Origin of the sequence: Pedobacter frigiditerrae (assembly GCF_004331645.1) — a bacterium.
Taxonomy (GTDB): domain Bacteria; phylum Bacteroidota; class Bacteroidia; order Sphingobacteriales; family Sphingobacteriaceae; genus Pedobacter; species Pedobacter frigiditerrae.
The window spans coordinates 814576-831628 of sequence record NZ_SJSK01000001.1; the positions used below are offsets into that span (position 1 = coordinate 814576).

Here is a 17053-nt window from a genome sequence, read left to right on the forward strand (position 1 = left end):
AACTTACCTCTAAAAAATGAAATTATCTTTCAAAAGTAACCTGCGTCTTGGTCTCGGTTTATCTTTGATCTTATTGGTCATCAGCTCGCTTGCATCTTATATCAGCATAAAAAACCTAATCAGAAACGCTGATATGGTTTCGCATACCAATCAGGTAATAAATAATGTAAATCAGATCATATCTTTCTTAAAAGATGCCGAAACTGGTCAAAGAGGTTATTTATTAACAGGAAACGCAGTTTTTTTAGAACCTTATAACGGAGCAAAGGAAAAAATCATGTCAACCTTTAATGAGGTTAAGATAAAAACACTAGATAATCCTTACCAACAAAGAAAAATTAAAGAACTACAAAGGATAATTGACAATAGATTTGAAGTAATCAATGAAACAATTATTTTCAAGCGAAATAAAGGCTCTATTTCTGAAGCTAGTTTGTTGGCTGGCAAGGTTTATATGGATGATGCCAGAAGAATCATCAAAGACATGGAGAAAGAGGAGACGAGGTTGCTTGCTATTCGCAATGCCGATTTAACCAAAATATCTGGCTATACACCATTTTTAATTATTCTTGCGGCAATTTTATCTTTATTGATTACCATTTTCTTCTACAGGAAGGTGGCTGCCGATTTTGATGTACGTGTAGAATTACAACGCAAGCTTGAAATACTTAACAAAGAAACCGATCAAAGGATTCAAGTTATTCAAGGTATTGCCCGCCAAATTTCTAGTGGCGACTATAATGTTAGATTAGATGATGAAGCAAAAGATGGCTTAGGGAATCTATCAGGCTCGCTAAACGCGATGGCCGAATCTTTACAATATTCTTTTGGTCTGTTAGAAGATAAAGAGTGGTTACAATCTGGCATTGCCAAACTTAACGACCAAATGGTTGGCGAGAAAGATTTAAAAACTTTAGCCAATGATATGTTAACTGAAATTGTAGCACATACCAAAAGCCACGTAGCAGCACTTTACGTTTTAGAAGATGATAAAAATCTTTACCTAACTGGTTCTTATGCACTTAATGCAGATAGTGTAAAAGATAAGATTGTTTCAGGCCAAGGCTTAATTGGGCAATGTTTACAATCAGAAAAGTTAATTTTAATACAAGATATTCCTGCTGGAGAAATAACCATCAGCTATGCTACCGGGCAAACACAGCCTAAAAATGTTGTAGCTTTCCCATTACATAGGGATGGATTTATTATCGGCGTTATTGAATTGGCGTCGTTAAATGAATATACTCCAAGAAAGCTAGAGTTTTTAAATTCTATTTCTGGAAATATCGGCATTGCTATACATGTGGCACAAAACCGTAAAAAATTACAAGATTTTTTAGAAGAAACGCAAGCGCAAGCCGAAGAGCTACAAGCACAACACAGTGAGCTAGAGGGTTTAAATGCCGAGCTAGAAGCCCAAACCCAAAAAATTCAAGCTTCTGAAGAAGAGTTACGAGTACAACAGGAAGAGCTTTTACAGAGTAATCAAGAGCTAGAAGAACGTACAAGTTTATTAGAAGAAAAAAACCAGTTAATTCAAGAACGCAATTTAGATATTCAACAAAAAGCCGAGCAGCTAGAGCAAAGCACTAAATATAAGTCTGAGTTTTTGGCCAATATGTCTCACGAGCTAAGAACACCTTTAAACTCAATTTTATTGCTTTCTAAATTAATGGCAGATAATGAGGATTTGGAGAAAGAATACACAGAATATGCCGCTGTTATTCAAAGCTCAGGGCAAGGCTTGTTAAGCTTAATTGATGAAATTTTAGACTTATCTAAGATTGAAGCAGGTAAAATGAGCTTGGAAGTTGGAGATGTGACGGTTGAAGAGGTTGTTACAGATATGCAATCATTATTTAACCCAATAGCAAAAGATAAAAAATTGGACCTGGAGGTTTTTGTAAATAGTGATGTTCCAAAACAAATGAATACCGATAAGATGAGGTTGGAGCAGATCTTAAAAAATCTATTATCAAACGCATTTAAATTTACAACCGAAGGAAAGGTTAAGCTTTCTGTAAATGCAGATTTGCAATATAAAACTTTAATATTTAAAGTTAAGGATACAGGCATTGGTATTGCCAAGGAAAAACTAAACATGGTATTTGAAGCCTTTCAGCAAGCAGATGGATCTACCAGACGTAAGTTTGGAGGTACAGGCTTAGGTTTATCAATTAGTAGAGAATTAGCGAAATTACTTGGTGGAGAAATACGGGTGGTAAGTGATGAAAATGTTGGAAGTGAGTTTACGCTCATACTACCAATTAATTTTTCTGATAACGAAGCTTTTTTAGAAGAGCAAGCCAGCAATAAAGAAGAGGAGATAAAAAGTAATTTGATTGATGTAATTGAGCCCATTGAGCGCTTTACGGTTGATCATATTCCCGGAGAGATTGAAGATGACAGGAACGATATCAAATCAAATGACAAGGTTATCTTGATCATTGAAGACGATACCATGTTTGCGAAGACGCTTCTCGGTTTTACCCGTAAAAGAAATTATAAAGGCATTGTTGCTGTTAGAGGAGATGTGGGTATAGAATTGGCGAATCAGTTTAATCCTCTTGCTATATTATTAGATATTCAATTGCCAATTAAAGATGGTTGGCAGGTAATGGAAGAGCTGAAATCTAATCCTAAAACAAGGCCAATTCCAGTTCATATCATGTCGTCTCTTTCGGTAAAAAGAGAAAGTTTGTTAAAAGGTGCAGTAGATTTTATTGACAAGCCTGTTGCGCTAGATCACATGAAACAAATTTTCGAGAAACTTGAAGAAGCATTGAGCAGGCATCCTAAAAAGGTGTTAATTGTAGAAGAGAACCAACAACATGCTAAGGCACTAAGTTATTTCTTAAGCAGTTCGAACATTCAAACTTTGGTGGTAGAAAACGTGAACCAAAGTATTGAGGCCTTGAAAAGGAAAGAAGTGGAGTGTGTGATATTAGACATGGGAATTCCAGATAAAAATGCCTATGAAACTTTAGAGACCATTAAAAAAAGTGAAGGACTAGAGCATTTGCCTATTATTATCTTTACAGGTAAGAGTATTTCGAAAGGCGAAGAAAGTAGAATTAAGCAGTATGCAGATTCTATTGTTGTAAAAACGGCTCATTCTTATCAACGTATTTTAGATGAGGCTGGTCTATTTTTGCATTTGGTTGAAGAAAAGGGAAAGCATACCAAACCATTATTAAGAGATAACCTTGGAGGACTAAATGAGGTGTTAAAAGATAAAGTTGTGCTAATAGCCGATGATGATGTTCGTAATATCTTCTCTCTCACGAAGGCCTTAGAACAACATCAAATGAAAATTTTGCCTGCAGTTGATGGTAAAGAAGCATTAAAGGTTTTGGCAGAAAACCCAAAAGTAGATGTGGTGTTAATGGATATGATGATGCCAGAACTTGATGGCTACCAAACTACCACTTTAATAAGGCAAATGCCTGCCTACAAACATTTGCCAATTTTAGCTGTTACTGCTAAAGCAATGATGGGAGATAGAGAAAAGTGTATCTCTGCAGGTGCTTCAGATTATATATCGAAGCCAGTAGATGTTGATCAATTGGTTTCGTTATTAAGGGTTTGGTTATATGATAGGGTTTAGAACAAATTGTTTTAAAGATTTATGGAAGTTAAAACAAAGAAAATATTAATAATAGACGACGATAGTAGGAATATTTTTGCTTTATCAGCCGTTTTAAAAGCAAAAAAATATACCTGTCTATCTGCGCAAAGTGCAAAGCAAGGTTTTGATGCCCTAGCGGCAGATAAAAATATCCATGTGGTGTTAATGGATATGATGATGCCTGATATGGATGGATACCAAGCTATGAGAAAAATGAAAGCTGATCCCGAATTAAAAAAAATTCCCGTAATTGCAGTAACTGCACAGGCCATGGTAGGAGATAAGGAGCGTTGCCTTGAGGCGGGTGCTGCTGGTTATGTTTCGAAACCCGTAAACGTTGACGAATTGGTATTGCTTTTAAACAAATATTTCTAGTGTCTAATTTACCCTCTATAGATGATGAGCAAGTAGAAACATTAATTGATGATGTTTTAGATCAATACGGGTATGATTTTACGGGCTATTCTAGAGCCTCGTTAAAAAGAAGGTTAAATAGGTTATATAGTTTAGATAAGCAAGTAAGTTTTGCAGAGTTTAGATACAAAATAGGAAGCGATAGCGTTTATTTTAAACGTTTTGTAGAACAAATTACGGTTAATGTTACAGAAATGTTTCGCGACCCTAATTTTTATAAGACTTTAAGAGATAATGTTTTGCCAACCTTAGCAACTTATCCCTTCATAAGAATTTGGTTGGCTGGTTGCTCAACTGGAGAGGAGGCTTATTCTATGGCAATTGTTTTAAAAGAGCTTAACTTACTGCATAAATCGTTAATTTATGCAACAGATATTAACCCAACGGTTCTAGAAAAAGCTGCCCAAGGTATGTTTCCGCTTAGCCAAATGAAACAATACTCAGAGAATTATATCGCATCTGGCGGAAAAGCAGATTTTTCGTCGTATTATAGCGCAAACTACTCCTTGGCAAAATTTGATGTGGACTTAAAAGAAAAAATGATTTTTTCGACTCATAACTTGGTCTCAGATCATTCATTTAATGAGTTTCAGCTAATCTTATGCAGAAACGTACTCATTTATTTCGATAGAGACTTGCAGTTTAAAGTGCTGCAATTGTTTGATAATAGTCTAGACAACTTAGGTTTCTTAGCTTTGGGTACAAAAGAAACTACAGATTTTTCACCAATCAGTAAACGATATAAAAGATTGGAAATGGAGAAAATATGGAGGAAAACAGTAAATGAAAAATTGTGAAGCATTAATAATTGGAGGTTCTGCCGGAAGCTTGGATGTATTAATCAAAGTGCTTCCAAGCATTGATATTGATATTACATTTCCAATAATAATTGTTCTACATCGTAAAAAAGGAACTGACTCCTTGCTGTCAGACTTACTGTCTACAAAAACAAAGCTGACGGTTAAAGAAGCTGAGGAAAAAGAGAATATACTTCCCAAAACAATATATATTGTCCCTTCAGATTATCATCTTTTATTTGAAAAAGATTTTACCTTTTCTCTAGACTATTCGGAGAAAGTAAATTATTCTAGACCATCTATAGATGTAACCTTTCAATCGGCTGCAGAAGTATATAAGGATAAATTGGTTTGTTTATTGTTATCAGGTTCTAATGCTGATGGTGTGAATGGACTAATAATGGTTAAAGAATTCGGTGGAGAAGTAGCAGTACAAAATCCCAAAACAGCTCAAGTAGATTACATGCCAAATCAAGCTATTTTAAGAGCAAATGTTGATGAAATTTTGGATGTAGAACTAATGGCAGATTATATAAATAAACTAAATTAAACGCTCAAGAAATGCCTAAAAAAGTATTTATTTTTGATGATAACAATGATATTCTAGAACTTTGCACTTTAATTCTAGAAGATGCTGGTTATGAAATTAAAACCTCTGCAACATCAAATAACATTGTAGAGCAAGTTTCGGCCTATATGCCTGATCTAATTTTTATGGATAACTGGTTGCCTGATGTTGGGGGCATTGAAGCTACACAAGAGTTAAAATCTCACCCTGATCTAAAACATATTCCGGTTATCTATTTTTCAGCAAATAATGATGTAAGTGCCTTAGCTACAAAAGCAGGTGCTGATAGTTTTTTAGCAAAACCTTTTGATATTCATGCTTTAGAAGAAATTGTAAGCGCACATATAGAAAAGTAGCTTATTTGAATCGCAAGGTTAAATGCAGTCCCTTATTCAGCTTCTTAGCGGGACGACTTGAAGTAAAAGCGGGACTAACATTAAAATGAAACTCAGGTTTGCCTTTTCTAATATTATTCCCGCTTTTGAATATTAATTCTTCATTCTTCCTTGTTCAGATTCTGTTCCGGTAGAACGACGACGAGCGGGTTTAATTTCATTTTTACCAAAACGATAAGAAAAACTAATTCTCCCAATCTGGGTTTCATTTTTCTGGTACAAATCGTATTTCAAACCTGGGTATGCACTTGTTAACTCAGTATCATTGGTATTAAATACATCACTCAAAGCCAATTTTAAGCTCGCTTTTTTATTAAACAAAGACTTGCTTATTCCTGCATCTATTGAGTAACGAGACTGAAGGCTCAGTGTGCCATAATCTAAAGGCGATTCGTAATTTCCACTTAATTCTGCAGTTAAACCTTTAGCAATCATAAAGGTATTCTGCATTCTAAACTGATATGCTGTTTTTCCAGTCTTTAGTTCTTGCCCGGCCAAGTTAGGAGCTTCGAAACTTAAGTGGAAAACATTTAAATTATTGTTAATATCCCACCATTTACCAATTTTAACAGGGATATTTAAGTTCGCGCTATAAGAGGTGTTTTTAGCAATGTTAGCATTGGTTTGGTATAAGGCTTTTTGTGCAGGGTCTGGTAAAATCACTTCTGTAATTGCGTCATTTGTTCTACTGTAATTCACAGATAGATTGTATTTCTGAAGCAAGGTATAACTAACCTCAAAACTGTTCGTATACTGCGGATTTAAGAATGGATTTCCCTTGCTGTAAGTATATTGGTCTAAGTAGTAAACGAAAGGGTTTAGGGCATCATAACTTGGCCTATCAATTCTGCGACTGTAAGAAAAGCCAACCTGGTTATTTTTAGACAAAGTCTGCTGCACAAAGAAGGTGGGGAAAAAATCCCAATAATTACGTTCAACAACATTTTTAGTAGTAATTAAATTTCCTTTTGATGTAGTTTGTTCAACCCTTAAACCTAGTTGAATACTTGTATTTTTAAACTGTTTATTAATATTTGTATAAGCGGCATTAACATTCTCATCGTAAACAAATTGATTGCTGCGGCGAGCATCATTTTGCCAAACATTAGCTAGTAGTTGTTCTGCCCTTAAATCGTTATCTGTTTTAACCCAGCTGCTTTTTAACCCAGCCTCTAATTTTACAGTTTTACTTAAGGAAACATTATAATCAACCTTAAATGCCTTAATGTTAATTTCAGAAGGAGTTCCGTTTCTGGTAAATTCAGTAGGCCTCATTAAACTACCATTGGCATATAAATAAGTATTCTCAAAAATAGAACCATCGTTACCATTGTACTTAGAATAATCTAAATCGACCGAAATTTCTGAACCTGCGGTGTCTAATATAGATTTATAGTTAATGTTGTATGCAATGTTATTATACTTATTGGTTTGTAAATTATTGGCAACTAATGATGAATCTAAAACAGAAAAATTAGGTCCAATTTTAGTATTGGTTAAAGAGTGTTCGTTTCCATTGTTGGCATAACCATTTACTAATACACCAATTGTGTTCTTCTTATCTATAAAAAAGTCTAACCCAGCTTTATAATTATTATTTTTCATCTTTCTATTCATATCTCCAGCTTGAGAAAAATAAGTGTTTGGAGTGCCGTTAGAGATTCTGTCAATAGCGATAAAATTGTCTCTTTCAATATTGCTGTAGTTGTAATTACCAAAAACATTTAGCTTTTCTGTTCTATGGTTTAGATTGATGCCTGCACTTCCTCTAAAGTTTTTGCCATAGCCCAATGTTGCATTCGCGCTACCATTTGTACCAGCATTTTTGCTCTTTTTTGTCTTAATATTGATAATTCCTGCATTTCCTGAGGCAGGGTATTTAGATGATGGATTGGTAATTAGTTCTATTGTTTCTAACTGAGAGCTTTGCATGTTTCGCAGTAAATTGGCAACATCAGCATTGCTCATGTAAGTTTGCTTGCCATCTATCATGATCATTACACCTTGTTTCCCTTGCATGGCAATATTGTCATTTTGGTCTACAGTAACGCCTGGTGCTTTTTGCAAAACCTCTAATGCAGTAGAACCAACAGCGATGCTGCTATTCTCTACATTCATAACCACTTTGTCTGTTTTACGTTCTATTAATGGCTTTATCGCAGTAACGCTTACCGTATTTAAGGTTTTACTAGTAGGTTTTAATTTGATTTCACCTAATGTATGAGTTAAATTTTGTTCAGATAAAATAAAGATCTTTCCCTTGTAATTCTCAAAACCCATATTGTTAACCTTTATATAATAGGAGCCAGTGTTAATATTTGAGAATTCAAATTTTCCATCTGCTGTAGTTAAAGCAGTTTTTACTAAAGATGAATCTGTAGATTTAAATAAGCCAACAGTTACAAAATCAACAGGTTTATTTTGCTCATCTAATATGATTCCGTTTATGGTTCCTTGTTTGGCAGGTTTACTGGCAACGGCTATATTTCCGAGTAGTAGTGCTAATAATAAAAAGTAAATAGTTCTCATTTTGTATGTTTTAAGTTTAAAAAATAGGGCATAAAAATTCCGCTACGCCTGCACGTAAATTTTTTCATTTCCTAAAATTTAAGTTTAGTTTAAAAGGTTGTTCACCTCTTCAATAGTTTGTGCCTTATAGACGAGCAGAATCAAGAAAAGGTTACAAGCTTTTTTATTTTTTTTGTAGAATGTAAAATTATAGCACGTAAAAAAGCCTGTATAATTCACTTATACAGGCTTTTATTTATTTTGCAGAGGCCGAAACTATTTTCTGTTCCCTATCCATTGTTTCTCTTTTTTATCTATTTCATGCCCAAAACATCAACACCTTGGTCAAAAACTAAATCAACTGGAATACCTTTTTTAGATAATCTATCTAAATCACCTTGCAGCTCCGCTGCAATGACTCCATTTGTTTTTTGAGCTTTTTCAACAGCGATTTTATCACCATTTCCTTGAAGTATAATAATGAAATTGGTTAGTTCATTCATCGCTATCGCGAACTTGTCGAAATCAACTTTATAAGTTCCGTTTGCAGATCTTTGGAATGCGCCTTTTTCCTTAAAGAAATTAAAGCATTGCATATTTGCTTTACCGTGAGATTCTGCGGCACCGAAACGCACAGAGCGTAACAAACCAGCCATAAAAGTGGTGTAATAATCTTTTATGTCGCCAGTAAGTTCACCTTTTTTAAGCAGGCCAGTTACCATATACAAACCTAAAATATCAGCCTTGCCTTCTTCTAGCCACGAGTATTGTTCTTTTAATGCAGAGCGAACGGTTCCTTTTCCTGTAATTGTGTTTTTGATACCTAAGCCATGCGCCACTTCGTGAAACATAACGTTAGCAAAAAACGCATCAAACTTGATGTGTTTAATTTGGTCTTTATCGATTAATTCATTGGCAATTGGCACTAAGATTTTATCAAACTTGGCTTGCATTGCATTTTTCAATTGCGAACGGCGAGTTCCTTTTTTCTGTTGAATAACTTCATCATTTGGTAAGTTAACGGCAATTGTTTTTGAGCCAGCATTACAATCTCCAGCGTAATAAAGAACATCATAAGCGTTTAATTCAGAATCTGTACCTGGTGTTTCTTTTTTATATTTCGCATCAACAGGTAGCCCTTTTTGCAATTCAGGTAGCATAGCAACATACTTTGCTAAACGTTTGCTCCAAACTTTATCCTTAACTAAAACATAAGATTCAAACGATGCACGAGCATTGAATAATTTGTCATCATAATTTTCAATTGGGCCGATAATAATATCAAGTCCATTGGTTTTCATATCTAACCAAGCATAATCACTTGCGGTATAATTGTCTGATACCAAAGCATCAGCACGAAGGTTTAAATATTTTTTTAATCCGGCATCGTCTGCAACTAGTGCAGCTTGTTTTAATAAACTACTGGCCTTTTGCAACTCTGTGGCATAAATTACATGGTAAGGAACCGAGATTAATTTACCTTGCTCGGTTCTAATTACCGAGTATAAGCCAAACTTATCTTTTACATCAGATTTTTCAAGGTCTTCCTTTTTCATCCCAGCCGGATAAAATGTCCCGTTTTCAGGTTTCGCACCAATGCCGGTTACAAAAGGTTTGTCGCCATTTAACCTATCCCAAGGACCGTAATTAATCATCACAAACTGCTTTGTTTTTTCGTCCTTTATTGTGCTTAAAAGACTGTCGCGTTGGGGGTATGCTTGTTTCCAGAATAATTCATCCATTATTTTGGCGGCTTCAATTAATAGTGGAAGCACTTTTCTTTCGCTTACTGAAAGTTCATTCAAGTTGGTAGTTAGCCTAACTCTCTCATAAATTGGCAATCGTTGAGCAACATATTCTATTAAACTGTCTTTCGCTTTTTTATCGTTATTACCTGTTTTTTGCTCCGCGTTATTGCAAGAAAATATGCTAGTCGTTATTGAAAGGCCTAAAAGTAAAGCAACAGTTTTGTTATTATTCTTCATTTGGTTACGAAATTGATTTTATTTTATTTCAATGCACTAAATTAGCAAAAAAATAGAAGCAAATCTCTACTGATTATCACCACTAAACAAAAGCCATGCTGTTAAAAAAGACAATTTCAAATAGTGCCATTTTATTAGGATGCACAATGTTTTTGACTAACTGTAGTACAAATAAATATGCTGCTACAGATAAGATTTATAAAAATATGGCGAAGGATTTTTCTAAAACCATTAAAGCAACTCCCCCAGAAGGACAAACTATAGACTCTCTTAACAACCAACAGTATTTTGTGGGTACGGTTAATATGGGAATTCGAAAGCCTAATTTTGTAATTATCCACCACACCGCACAAGATTCTTTAGCTCAAACCATAAAAACATTTACCATTACAAGAACGGCAGTAAGTTCTCATTATGTAGTGAGCAGAGATGGAAAGGTTGTGCAAATGGTAAATGATTATTTAAGGGCACAACACGCCGGAGCAGGCAAATGGGGTAGCGTTACGGATATGAATTCTTGTTCTATTGGAATAGAGATGGATAATAATGGTACAACCGATGTATGGACAGATGCGCAAATTAATAGCCTTTGCGCTTTATTGGCTACCTTGAAAAAGAAATACAGTATTCCAACCGCTAACTTTATTGGCCATGCTGATTTTGCACCAACGCGTAAACCAGATCCAAATAATTTCCCTTGGAAAACTTTAGCTAAAAAAGGTTTTGGATTATGGTTTGATGATGTTTTGCAAATGCCACCTACAGATTTTGATACAACTTCTGCCTTGCGAATTATAGGTTATGATGTGAAGAATTTGGGAGCGGCTATTACAGCATTCAAACGTCACTTTGTGGGTAATGATTTAACGCCAACTTTAACAGAACCAGATAAGCTGATTTTGTTTAATTTGTACAAGAAGTATATGTAGGAAGTAAGATGGAAAATGTAAAGAACCCATTCCCCATCTTACATTTTCCTTTTTACATTATGCTTTAGGTTTCCAAGCTTCTTTTAAGCCAACAGTTCTGTTGAAAATGATGTTTCCAGGCTTAGAATCTTTATCTACACTAAAATAACCTTTACGTATAAACTGATAACCAATTCCTTGTTCTGCATTAGCCAAATAAGGCTCTATATACGCTTGTTTAATTACTTGCATACTTTCTGGATTTAAATAATCCTTAAAATCACCTTCTTCGCTATCTGGAGATTCGACAGTAAATAAACGATCGTATAAACGCACCTCAGCAGTTTCAGCATGTTTTGCACTTACCCAATGAATAGTTCCTTTAACATTTATGCCACTTGTATCTTCACCGCTCTTCGATTCAGGAATATAGGTGCAGTGAATTTCTGTTACGTTTCCACTTTCGTCTTTCTTGAAATCTTCGCACTTAACAATATAAGCATGTTTTAATCTTACGGTTGCACCCGGCGCTAACCTGAACCATTTTTTTGCAGGTTCTTCCATGAAATCTTCACGCTCAATCCAAAGTTCGTTGCTAAATGGAATCTCACGAGTTCCTCCTTTATCCTCAGCTTCTGGATTATTTTCGCCTATTAAAATTTCTTCACCTTTGGTATAGTTGGTTATTATTAATTTAATAGGGTCTAAAACAGCCATTACACGAGTAGCTCTTTTATTTAAGTCTTCGCGAATGCAAAACTCTAATAAGCTTAATTCAATTAGATTCTCTCTTTTGGCAATGCCGATGCGCTCGCAGAATTCTTTAATGCTTTCTGGTGTATAACCTCTTCTGCGCAGACCACTAATAGTAGGCATGCGTGGATCGTCCCAGCCACTAACCATATTTTCGTTAACCAACTGCATTAACTTACGTTTACTCATTACTGTGTACGTAAGGTTTAAACGGGCAAATTCATATTGTTTAGAAGGAAAAATACCAAGTTTCTCTATAAACCAATCGTATAATTCTCTGTGAGACACATACTCTAAAGTACAAATTGAGTGCGTAATGTTTTCTATACTGTCACTTTGTCCATGTGCAAAATCATACATTGGGTAAATGCACCAAGCATCTCCTGTACGGTGATGATGAGCGTGTTTAATGCGATAAATAATTGGATCACGCATTAACATGTTTGAACTTGACAAATCGATTTTAGCTCTTAATGTACAAGTTCCATCAGCAAATTCGCCATTCTTCATTTGCGCAAACAAAGCTAAATTTTCATCAACGCTACGTTCTCTATAGGCACTAGGTGTACCAGGTTCTGTAGGTGTTCCTTTTTGTGTAGCAATTTCTTCGGCTGTGCTGTGGTCTACATAAGCTAAACCGTCTTCAATGAGTTTTACGGCAAAAGAATGTAGCTGATCAAAATAATCTGAAGCATATAATTCATTTTTCCATTGAAAGCCTAACCATTGAATGTCTGCTTGCTGACTATCTACATATTCTGTTTTTTCAGTTACGGGATTAGTATCGTCAAAACGTAGGTTAGTGTAGCCACCATATTTTTGGGTTAAACCAAAATTAAGGCAAATCGCTTTAGCATGTCCAATGTGTAAGTATCCGTTAGGCTCTGGCGGAAAACGAGTTACTAAGGTTTTCGTCTTTCCACTACTTAAATCATTCTCTATTAGCTCTTCAATAAAGTTCAATGATTTTTCTTCACTCATAAAAATTATAGATTATAGACCTCAAAGTTAATAAATTAACCGATTTTATCCTCTATTTGAATAGCTTTATTAAGTGCTTTTATTCTCTTTTAGGTATTTTGAAATGGCAGCGTGGTAAGCTATTTTGTCTTTGGGTATCGTTTTAATAAACGCTTGCTTTTTCTCTGGGTCTGAAAGGATGCTCTTTGCATAGGCCTGTGCCGCCTTAAACTGCAGTTGATTTTCCTTCTGCCTTTCAGTTTTGACCACCTTAGACATATCTGGGTGCTTGCTGATAACGGTCTTGTTGCCGTAGTTTTTGAAAATGATGTTGCCCACCTTACCACTTAGGGTTTCGGTAACGATGTTGTTTTTTGAAATTGCCATAGGTTTTGCTTTGTATAAAGATAGTTAAAGATTAACTAAACTCCTATTATCCTTCGTTCATCTTACGTTCATCCTTCGTTCATCCTTCGTTATAACTGGCTCTAAGTTGGCTCTGTGCTGGTTATTAACTTCCTTATAATTACATTTAAGAGAGGTTATTTAAAAAGCACTAATTTCTTTACATTTACATTCCACTTGTTATCAAATATGAACAATACATTGAATAGACCTATTCGGGTTTTAGTAGCAAAAGTTGGCTTAGACGGACATGACCGTGGGGCAAAAGTGATTGCAACATCATTAAGAGATGCGGGTATGGAGGTTATTTATACTGGCCTACGCCAAACACCAGAAATGGTGGTAAATGCAGCTTTACAGGAAGATGTAGATGCCATAGGAATCTCGATTCTTTCTGGTGCTCACATGACCGTTTTTCCTAAAATTGTTGCCATCATGAAAGAAAAGCAATTAACAGATGTTTTATTAACGGGTGGAGGAATTATTCCTGATGGAGATAGGAAAAAGCTCCAAGAAATTGGCGTTGGAGAACTTTTCCCTCCCGGAACACCAATGGTAAGCATAGTGACTTATATTGAAGAATGGGTAGTTAACAACAGAAATTTTTAAGAGATGGCATATCAACAAATCATAGCTGAAGTAAAGGAGCAGATCTTTTACATCACCATCAATAGAGAACATAAGCTTAATGCCTTAAATAAGGAAGTGTTAAGTGAATTAGCGGATGCAATTGTATTTGCCACAAACAGTGAAGAGGTGAGGGGCGTATTGATTACTGGAGCAGGAGAAAAGGCATTTGTTGCTGGCGCTGATATTTCAGAGTTCCAAAATTATTCTTTAGCTGAAGGAAAAGAATTGGCAAGAAATGGGCATCAAAATGTTTTCGATGCTATTGAAGATTGTCCCAAACCTGTTGTAGCAGCTATTAATGGTTTCGCCCTTGGCGGAGGATTAGAATTAGCAATGGCCTGCCATATTCGTTTAGCAAGTGATCATGCAAAACTAGGTTTGCCAGAAGTTACCTTAGGACTAATACCAGGCTATGGGGGCACGCAAAGGTTAACACAGTTGGTAGGAAAAGGTAGGGCTATTGAAATGATTACCACCGCTGGTATGATTACTGCAGAAAAAGCTCATAGAATTGGATTGATAAATGAAGTTGTGCCACAGGCAGAATTGATTGCCAAGGCAGAAGAAATTTTGAATAAAATTAAAACTAGAGCACCTTTGGCCATTGCTAGTGCTATAAAAGCAGTTAATGCCTCTTTAAAAGAAGATGTTAACGGCTTCGAGGTTGAAATTGATGAGTTTGCCAATTGCTTCCAAACAGAAGATTTTAAAGAAGGGGTTGCAGCTTTCCTAGAGAAACGGAAAGCGGTTTTTAAGGGCAGATAGTGTATTTTAAATGGGGTAATAATATTTTTATTTGACTGAAAATCAGTCAGTTTATTTCTTAGTAAGTGTTAGTGGGTATTAAAATATACCTATGTATGGGTATTTATTTAACCAGTGTTTGTGCCAATATTTGTTTAAACAAAGATTAATCAAATTAACTCAAACAAACATGAAAAAATTAGTATTTACTCTATTAGCTGGCGCAATCTTGTTAGCTAGTTCAAATCTAAAAGCACAAAACGCTGGCGTTAACGGTTTCAAATTCGGTATTGGAGTTGAAGGCGCTTTGCCCTTAAGTGGATTAAAGGCATCTTATGATGTTGGTGCTGGTTTAACTTTAAGGTTTAGCCAAGGTATTGCAGAAAACTTCGATGCAACCCTAACAACAGGTGCAATTGCTTTTATTCCTAAAGATTTAGCAAATGCAAATCTCGATACAAAAGCTGCAATATGGATCCCAATTAAAGCTGGTGGTCGTTACATGTTCTCTGAAAATTTTTACGGTATGGCAGAAGCAGGCGTAACTATTGCTAAAACTTATTTACCATCTGTTTCTGGTGGAACCGTTACTTCTGTAAGCAGTACAAGCTTTACTTATGCGCCAGGTGTTGGAGCTAAGTTTGGTGGTTTTGATGTTGGTGTGAGATATGAAGGTTTAGATGGTGCAGGATTTATGGGATTAAGACTAGGTTATACTTTTTAGTTCTTAAGAAAATAATTTAATTAAAAAGCATCTGTTTTTTAACAGGTGCTTTTTTTGTGTGAATTTTTGTTAAAAACAGTGTAGAAAATATTTCCCAAACTAAATATTTATTTATATTTAGCTATTATTTAGTTATTTATATGAAGAAAATATTAATCGTTGATGATGAAATTAATATCGGGCTCTTATTATCAAAGTTTTTAACGAGAAATTCCTTTAGCGTAGAAACTGCTACAAATGGCAATTCTGCAATGGATCATTTGTCTAAACAAAAGTTTGATTTGGTTTTGTGTGATTACCGTTTGGAAGATACAGATGGTAAGGAAATGTTAATTAAAATCAAAGATAATTATCCTAGCACAGGAGTAATAATTATAACTGGTTATTCTGATATTAAACTTGCGGTGGAACTTATAAAGTTAGGGGCTTACGATTATATTACTAAACCGCTTTACCCGGATGAAATCCTAAATACAATTAATAAGGCAATTGAAACGCAAATTGCACTTAATGCTGTTTATGAGCCTGTTGTTTCTACAAATAAGAAAGAAAAATCTGCTAAAAAAGTTGAGGCTGAAACAGGAGAGTTTGTAGTTGGACAAAGCAGTGCTTCTAGAGATTTGATGAAGCAAATTATGCTTGTTGCTCCAACATCATATAGTGTTATTTTAACAGGGGAGAGTGGAACGGGTAAAGAATCAGTTGCAAAAACTATCCATTTAAATAGCCCAAGGAAAGATAAACCTTTTGTAGCGATGGACTGTGGTTCCTTGACTAAGGAATTAGCGGGAAGTGAGTTTTTTGGCCATGAAAAAGGCTCCTTTACCGGCGCATTGTACACCAAAATTGGTCACTTCGAAATGGCGAATGGTGGGACATTGTTTTTAGATGAGGTAGGGAATTTATCTTATGAGATTCAGGCTGCATTATTGCGAACGGTACAAGAAAGAAAGATTAAACGTATTGGTAGCACAAAGGAATTAGATTTGGACGTAAGAATTATTGTTGCAACTAATGAGAACCTTGGAGATTCAATTCAAAAAGGAAGGTTTAGAGAAGATTTATTCCATAGGTTTAATGAATTCTCTATTCACTTGCCGCCAATAAGCCAAAGAGGAAAAGATATCATGGTTTTTGCAAACACTTTTTTAGGTACTGCAAATGAAGAGTTGAGTAGGAATGTTCAGGGTTTTTCTGAAGAAGTTGAAGAGTGCTTTTTAACCTATAACTGGCCAGGAAATGTTCGTGAACTTAAAAATGTTGTAAGGAGAGCGACATTATTAACCGAGGGAGAAGAAATTCAGTTAAAAGCTTTGCCGTTAGAAATTTCTACTTATGCAAAAGCAACGGCAATTGAAAATGCGGTTGAAAATTCTATTGTTCGTTCGGCCACTTCCAATAAACCAAGAGATTTAAAAAACGCAGCTTTAGAAGCAGAATATGAAGCGATTTTAAATGTACTAAAAGAGGTAAATTTTAATAAAACCAAAGCGGCCAAAATTTTGAACATCGATAGAAAGACACTTTATAATAAAATGAAGGCTATTGATTTGGATAATTAAAGATTTAATTTTTCAATAAAATTGAAAGCCTCTAAAACAATTTAGGGGCTTTTGTTATTTAATGATATATAC

The 17053-nt window shown here is 35.1% G+C and carries 14 protein-coding genes; 10 read left to right on the forward strand and 4 right to left on the reverse strand.

The window, feature by feature from the left end; genetic code table 11:
* Nucleotides 1-16 precede the first annotated feature (16 nt).
* The 5 genes from EZ428_RS03490 to EZ428_RS03510 are packed head-to-tail and all read left to right on the forward strand — an operon-like array spanning nucleotide 17 to nucleotide 5763.
* The gene (locus EZ428_RS03490; RefSeq protein ID WP_131551713.1) at nucleotides 17-3607 is read left to right on the forward strand and encodes a response regulator; all 3591 of its coding nucleotides are present in this window, start codon (nucleotides 17-19) and stop codon (nucleotides 3605-3607) included.
* A gap of 21 nt (nucleotides 3608-3628) precedes the next feature.
* The gene (locus EZ428_RS03495; protein WP_131551714.1) at nucleotides 3629-4003 is read left to right on the forward strand and encodes a response regulator; all 375 of its coding nucleotides are present in this window, start codon (nucleotides 3629-3631) and stop codon (nucleotides 4001-4003) included.
* Complete coding sequence (locus EZ428_RS03500) at nucleotides 4003-4839, forward strand: CheR family methyltransferase (RefSeq protein ID WP_131551715.1); 837 nt, start codon at nucleotides 4003-4005, stop codon at nucleotides 4837-4839. The genes EZ428_RS03495 and EZ428_RS03500 overlap by 1 nt, the downstream gene beginning before the upstream one ends.
* Nucleotides 4826-5389: a chemotaxis protein CheB gene (locus EZ428_RS03505; RefSeq protein ID WP_131551716.1), complete on the forward strand. Its 564-nt coding sequence runs from the start codon at nucleotides 4826-4828 to the stop codon at nucleotides 5387-5389. Before EZ428_RS03500 ends, EZ428_RS03505 begins: the two co-directional genes overlap by 14 nt.
* 11 nt (nucleotides 5390-5400) lie before the next feature.
* A complete protein-coding gene (locus EZ428_RS03510; RefSeq protein WP_131551717.1) occupies nucleotides 5401-5763 on the forward strand; it encodes a response regulator in 363 nt (120 codons plus the stop codon).
* A 132-nt stretch (nucleotides 5764-5895) separates the two neighbouring features.
* On the opposite strand, the gene EZ428_RS03515 is transcribed toward EZ428_RS03510, so the two are convergent.
* Together EZ428_RS03515 and EZ428_RS03520 are read right to left on the reverse strand one after the other, a co-directional pair.
* Nucleotides 5896-8331: an outer membrane beta-barrel family protein gene (locus EZ428_RS03515; RefSeq protein WP_131551718.1), complete on the reverse strand. Its 2436-nt coding sequence runs from the start codon at nucleotides 8329-8331 to the stop codon at nucleotides 5896-5898.
* Between the two features lie 293 nt (nucleotides 8332-8624).
* Complete coding sequence (locus EZ428_RS03520; protein WP_131551719.1) at nucleotides 8625-10295, reverse strand: dipeptidyl-peptidase 3 family protein; 1671 nt, start codon at nucleotides 10293-10295, stop codon at nucleotides 8625-8627.
* A gap of 146 nt (nucleotides 10296-10441) precedes the next feature.
* Here EZ428_RS03520 and EZ428_RS03525 point away from each other — a divergent pair, with 146 nt between their 5' ends.
* Nucleotides 10442-11224 carry an N-acetylmuramoyl-L-alanine amidase gene (locus tag EZ428_RS03525; RefSeq protein ID WP_225870986.1) on the forward strand — a complete coding sequence of 261 codons (783 nt, stop codon included), beginning with the start codon at nucleotides 10442-10444 and terminating at the stop codon, nucleotides 11222-11224.
* 57 nt (nucleotides 11225-11281) lie between these two features.
* On the opposite strand, the gene EZ428_RS03530 is transcribed toward EZ428_RS03525, so the two are convergent.
* Both EZ428_RS03530 and EZ428_RS03535 read right to left on the reverse strand, forming a co-directional pair.
* The gene (locus tag EZ428_RS03530) at nucleotides 11282-12937 is read right to left on the reverse strand and encodes a glutamine--tRNA ligase/YqeY domain fusion protein (RefSeq protein ID WP_131551721.1); all 1656 of its coding nucleotides are present in this window, start codon (nucleotides 12935-12937) and stop codon (nucleotides 11282-11284) included.
* A gap of 69 nt (nucleotides 12938-13006) precedes the next feature.
* A complete protein-coding gene (locus EZ428_RS03535; RefSeq protein ID WP_131551722.1) occupies nucleotides 13007-13303 on the reverse strand; it encodes a hypothetical protein in 297 nt (98 codons plus the stop codon).
* A 207-nt stretch (nucleotides 13304-13510) separates the two neighbouring features.
* Here EZ428_RS03535 and EZ428_RS03540 point away from each other — a divergent pair, with 207 nt between their 5' ends.
* The 4 genes from EZ428_RS03540 to EZ428_RS03555 all read left to right on the forward strand — a co-directional run bounded on the left by EZ428_RS03540 (nucleotide 13511) and on the right by EZ428_RS03555 (nucleotide 16981).
* Complete coding sequence (locus EZ428_RS03540; protein WP_131551723.1) at nucleotides 13511-13930, forward strand: cobalamin B12-binding domain-containing protein; 420 nt, start codon at nucleotides 13511-13513, stop codon at nucleotides 13928-13930.
* A 3-nt stretch (nucleotides 13931-13933) separates the two neighbouring features.
* Nucleotides 13934-14716: an enoyl-CoA hydratase/isomerase family protein gene (locus EZ428_RS03545; RefSeq protein ID WP_131551724.1), complete on the forward strand. Its 783-nt coding sequence runs from the start codon at nucleotides 13934-13936 to the stop codon at nucleotides 14714-14716.
* Nucleotides 14717-14885: 169 nt separating this feature from the next.
* Nucleotides 14886-15419: a hypothetical protein gene (locus EZ428_RS03550; protein WP_131551725.1), complete on the forward strand. Its 534-nt coding sequence runs from the start codon at nucleotides 14886-14888 to the stop codon at nucleotides 15417-15419.
* A gap of 140 nt (nucleotides 15420-15559) precedes the next feature.
* Entirely contained in the window at nucleotides 15560-16981 is a 1422-nt protein-coding gene (locus EZ428_RS03555) for a sigma-54-dependent transcriptional regulator (protein WP_131551726.1), read from the forward strand.
* Nucleotides 16982-17053: the final 72 nt, after the last annotated feature.

Bases quoted from the DNA above. Each gene is read 5' to 3' on its own strand.
- EZ428_RS03490 (WP_131551713.1), top strand. From the start codon at position 17: ATGAAATTATCTTTCAAAAGTAACCTGCGTCTTGGTCTCGGTTTATCT.
- EZ428_RS03495 (WP_131551714.1), top strand. From the start codon at position 3,629: ATGGAAGTTAAAACAAAGAAAATATTAATAATAGACGACGATAGTAGG.
- EZ428_RS03505 (WP_131551716.1), top strand. From the start codon at position 4,826: ATGAAAAATTGTGAAGCATTAATAATTGGAGGTTCTGCCGGAAGCTTG.
- EZ428_RS03510 (WP_131551717.1), top strand. From the start codon at position 5,401: ATGCCTAAAAAAGTATTTATTTTTGATGATAACAATGATATTCTAGAA.
- EZ428_RS03515 (WP_131551718.1), bottom strand. From the start codon at position 8,331: ATGAGAACTATTTACTTTTTATTATTAGCACTACTACTCGGAAATATA.
- EZ428_RS03520 (WP_131551719.1), bottom strand. From the start codon at position 10,295: ATGAAGAATAATAACAAAACTGTTGCTTTACTTTTAGGCCTTTCAATA.
- EZ428_RS03525 (WP_225870986.1), top strand. From the start codon at position 10,442: ATGTTTTTGACTAACTGTAGTACAAATAAATATGCTGCTACAGATAAG.
- EZ428_RS03530 (WP_131551721.1), bottom strand. From the start codon at position 12,937: ATGAGTGAAGAAAAATCATTGAACTTTATTGAAGAGCTAATAGAGAAT.
- EZ428_RS03535 (WP_131551722.1), bottom strand. From the start codon at position 13,303: ATGGCAATTTCAAAAAACAACATCGTTACCGAAACCCTAAGTGGTAAG.
- EZ428_RS03540 (WP_131551723.1), top strand. From the start codon at position 13,511: ATGAACAATACATTGAATAGACCTATTCGGGTTTTAGTAGCAAAAGTT.
- EZ428_RS03545 (WP_131551724.1), top strand. From the start codon at position 13,934: ATGGCATATCAACAAATCATAGCTGAAGTAAAGGAGCAGATCTTTTAC.
- EZ428_RS03550 (WP_131551725.1), top strand. From the start codon at position 14,886: ATGAAAAAATTAGTATTTACTCTATTAGCTGGCGCAATCTTGTTAGCT.
- EZ428_RS03555 (WP_131551726.1), top strand. From the start codon at position 15,560: ATGAAGAAAATATTAATCGTTGATGATGAAATTAATATCGGGCTCTTA.